5 protein-coding genes are annotated in these 4,196 nt (G+C 45.1%); all 5 read left to right on the top strand.

Annotated elements, in window-relative coordinates; translation table 11 throughout:
• Nucleotides 1–324 (top strand): hypothetical protein (locus tag IH879_20750; protein ID MCH7677359.1); only part of this gene is annotated, 324 nt, incomplete at its 5' end.
• Between the two features lie 149 nt (nt 325–473).
• Nucleotides 474–1,820, top strand: coding sequence for a YfcC family protein (locus tag IH879_20745; GenBank protein MCH7677358.1), 1,347 nt, complete (start codon nt 474–476; stop codon nt 1,818–1,820).
• 77 nt (nt 1,821–1,897) lie between these two features.
• Entirely contained in the window at nt 1,898–2,509 is a 612-nt protein-coding gene (locus IH879_20740) for a 1-acyl-sn-glycerol-3-phosphate acyltransferase (protein MCH7677357.1), read from the top strand.
• Nucleotides 2,510–2,673: 164 nt separating this feature from the next.
• Complete coding sequence (locus IH879_20735; protein MCH7677356.1) at nt 2,674–3,423, top strand: N-acetyltransferase; 750 nt, start codon at nt 2,674–2,676, stop codon at nt 3,421–3,423.
• 503 nt (nt 3,424–3,926) lie between these two features.
• A partial coding sequence (locus IH879_20730) for a hypothetical protein (protein ID MCH7677355.1) occupies nt 3,927–4,196 on the top strand: 270 nt, incomplete at its 3' end.

Below are 4,196 nucleotides of genomic sequence, written 5' to 3'. Positions count from 1 at the left end.
GCGGCGGGCCGAAGCAAACTCGCTCAAAGCCGTAAAGATCTGCAAACCGCCGCCGGCAAAAAGGCAGCTGCCCAAATGCTGAATAAGGAGACCGGTATAAACTGGCATCTTCATGGTGTTGGCATAGAAAGTGGCGAGGCGGCTTTGGACACATTAAAAGAGGGCTCTGTGCTGGCGTTTGAACCGATGTTTTCTTTCGGGCCGGACGCTTTTTATCTTGAGGATATGATTGTGGTCACCGCAGGCGGCCACGAAGTTTTGAGCGCCGGGCTGCCATACACAGCCAAAGAGATTGCAGCAGCAATGGCCCGGCGAGCTCAGTAGACAAATTCGAACGCTCTTCAGAAGGGATTCGTACCTTAGCAGAATAATGCGAAGCGTTCTTCTTAATATTGTTCCGATTCATATTAAGGGTTATGATCATTTTGCTTAAATAAAAATTATACTAAGAGTTCTTTAATACTAACCCACTTATGACTGTGCAAATCCGTAAATTCCCCAACGCCTTGGTCATTCTGATTGGATTCATATTATTTTCAAGCATTCTGACCTACATCATACCCCAAGGCGAATACGACAGAACCACCAACCTCGAGACTGGTTACGAGACTGTAGTTCCGGGATCTTATAGAGTAGTAAAAGGAGAACCCCTTTCTATCTTTCGGACCTTTATGGCTATCCCCGAAGGACTTATTGCTGGGGCTGACCTGGTTGTATTGATTTTATTACTGGGTGGTTGCTTTTATGTAATTGAGAAAACAGGAGCCCTCAGGGATGGTGTCATGTATTTATCAGGGAAATTGCAGGGACGGGAAGAAATTGCCCTAATTGTTTGCTCCTTGATGTTCGCTGCAGGCGGTGCGCTTAATGGCATGCAAGAAGAGATTATTGCGATGACCCCTGTCTTATTGTTTTTTACGGGGAGACTCGGTTATAATTCGTATGTGGCCATTTCAATTAGCTATGGGGCAGCTGTCCTTGGTGGCGCCTTCAGTCCTATCAATCCCTTTGCTGTCGTAATAGCTCAAAAAGTGGCAGATTTACCTTTTCTATCGGGAAGCGGGTACAGGCTCATCATATTCTTCTTCGCATTTGTTTTGTGGATGTCTATGGTGATTCGGTATGCAAATAAAAACAGAGTTGAAAAGGCGAAGGATTCGGTTGCGACACAGCATACCCTGGGGATGCGAAGCACTCTGATTCTTGCTTTGGTAGCCGCTGCTTTTATTGTGCTAATTTATGGAATGTTGAATTTAGGCTGGGGATTTAATGAAATGTCTGCGGAATTCTTTGTGCTTGGAATCATTGCCGGCCTTATTGGCAAACTTGGAATCAACGGGACGAGTGCGGCTTATGTAGATGGTTTTAAAGAAATGACTTTTGCTGCTGTAATAATGGGTTTAGCGCGTAGTATTTCATTGATTTTGAAAGAAGGTATGATCCTAGACTCAATTATTTATGGGCTGTTCGCACCCATGCAATATCTACCAAAGAGTTTGTCGGCTGTATCAATGATGTTCTCCCAGGCATTGTTGCATTTTCCCGTACCTAGTTACTCTGGTCAAGCCGTTCTAACCATGCCTGTTTTGGCGCCACTCTCAGATTTAATCGGAATTTCCCGACAGGTTTGCGTATTGGCCTATCAATATGGTGCGGTTATGATGGACATGCTTGTTCCTACAAACGGAGCTTTAATGGCAATAATTACAATTGCCGGTATTTCATTCGATAAATGGTTCAAATTCGCTTTAAAACCAACATTGGTTATTATGGCGCTCGGTGCCCTCTCAATTGTGCTGGCCATTTACATTGGTTACTGATGGAAATAAAGTAGAATTCCTAATTCTTGCTGAGGTTTATGAGCATTTTAACTTGTGAGTAGAATGGATTATAAGCTATGCAAAGTTCCAAAATAAAACATGATGGACCCACTACGGGTTTGATTCCATACTGGATAGGGCGTTGGTGGATGCGGTTTTCCGGTTGGGATGTGGTGGGGCAGATTCCGGCCGGTGGGAAATTCGTCCTCATTGGTGCACCCCATACCAGCAGCTGGGATTTGCCCTTCGGGCTGTCTGCAGTCTATATATTTCGGTTGAAAGTTTCCTGGATGGGGAAACATTCGCTGTTCAGGAAACCCTTTGGCGGCGTCATGAGGTGGCTGGGCGGGTTCGCTATTAATCGGGACAGCCCGCACGGTGTCGTTGACCAGGTTGCTAAACAGCTCAGGGATTCACGGAAACTTGTCGTTCTCATAGCGCCCTCAGGGACACGTAAGAAAAGAGACTATTGGAAGTCTGGTTTCTACTGGATTGCTCACGACGCACAAATTCCCATCCTTTGTGGATATCTGGATTATAGTCGTAAAGAAGCATGTATGGGTCTCTCTTTTGTTCCTACTGGTGAAATTAAGAATGACATGGAACGGATTCGGGAGTTCTACGCAGGCAGACAGGGCAAACACCCTGAGTTGGCAGCGAGTATCAGGCTCAAAGAGGAAGACACCTGACTCGGCAGCTGCACACGACAGCTGGGAGGGATGGCAATTTTGGGGTCGGAGATGCGCGCACGGTGCTCAAAGCACGGATTTTCAGGTAAGTTTCCTACTGCGGAAGGTAGGTCATCGAATGAGTTTATTGCCATATGGCGAAGCGCATGCCCTTGGATAAAGAATTGAAATTAAAAATCTCCAAGGCTGAACTAAAAGCAATTCTGCCTCTTCGTAATTTATTTCTCCAGGAGACCAACTTTCAGATCAGGTATAATGCATGTCATGAACGCGGCTGGACAGACTCGTATCTTCTAACCCTCAATGATGTTGAGATCGGTTACGGTTCAATAAACGGACAGGAAATAAAAAACCGGGACACCATTTTTGAGTTTTACATAATTCCACCATTCAGAAAATTTGCCAGCCCGATTTTTCCAAAACTTATCGATGCTTCGGGAGCGAGCCTGATCGAATGCCAGAGCAATGACCTTTTGCTCACATCGATGCTGTATGAGTTTTCGCAAAACATAAGCGCTGATGTTGTGCTGTTTGCGGACCAGGTGGTGACTGAGTATTGGAATCCCGGTGTTGTTTTTCGTGCCGCAAGAAAAGACGATAAGACCTTTGACCCAAAAGTCGAGCTCGGGAAATACGTTCTGGAACTGAAAGAAGAAGTTGTCGCTACCGGCGGCTTTCTGCTGCACTATAATCTGCCCTTTGCAGATTTGTATATGGACGTAAAGGAAGCTTGTCGTCGAAAAGGATTTGGAAGTTACATTTTACAGGAAGTGAAAAAGGAATGCTACTTAGCAGGCAGAGTACCGGCGGCCCGTTGTAATATCGAGAATAAGGCTTCAAGAGCAACCTTACTTAAGGCAGGTTTAGAGGAATGCGGATTTATGTTAAAAGGTGAGATCAAAACTCAAACATGAACAGGGATCTCATTCTTTTGCCTCATAATGAATGGGTTCGACCGCCTCGACAACCCGTTAGACATTTGGCTTGCGAAGGGTAAGTTTCATGTGGCTTTTCAAACGATTTTCAGGAAGAGCTAGTCAGCGGTGAGGGAAAAAACCGACAATTTGCTCTAGTAGCGATCACAGAGTGCATTGTCGCCAGAAAGTGCCCGCAAATTACTGAAGATAGTTATCCAATCAGAAGAGGGCGATTCCAAAGTTAAGCAACTTGCAACAGAGCTCCTCCCGGATTTGCCGGTCATCGTTATAGGAACAAGTCAATCTGGTACACAATTTTATGCCGGTAGATTATAAATCCATTCAGAACGTTGTCATCGGTGAACTAGAGTATGGCTTCAATGTTTTAACCGATATTAGCCGAGCAGGAGGTTTGAGGCGGGCAACGTATGATCTTAAATTTTCGGCTCGCGGAAATTATGAACTTTGAGCGGAGTATGCTGTGGGTAAGAAACTAAATAATGACCCTGAAAAGCGACCTGTCACACTCGTGGTTAGAGCACCAGATGATACATTATTTCAAAAGGAATATGCGCTATCGTCTTATACAGAGGGGTGGCAGCCGGAATTTCAAAAATGGGAGAAACAAGGAAGAGTCGAAGTCAAAAATGCTTCTGGAAAGTCCAAAAGCAATTCCACACATTGAGGCTTATGCCACGGATAAAAAAAGAAGTGTGGTACTGCGCTTTCCAAACGATATTCTGGTCGTTACTCCGGAAGATCCGACAGCT

Source organism: candidate division KSB1 bacterium (assembly GCA_022562085.1).
Taxonomy (GTDB): domain Bacteria; phylum Zhuqueibacterota; class Zhuqueibacteria; order Oceanimicrobiales; family Oceanimicrobiaceae; genus Oceanimicrobium.
The sequence above is the reverse complement of the archived record's forward strand: the minus strand, read 5'-3'. Positions and strand labels throughout refer to the sequence as shown.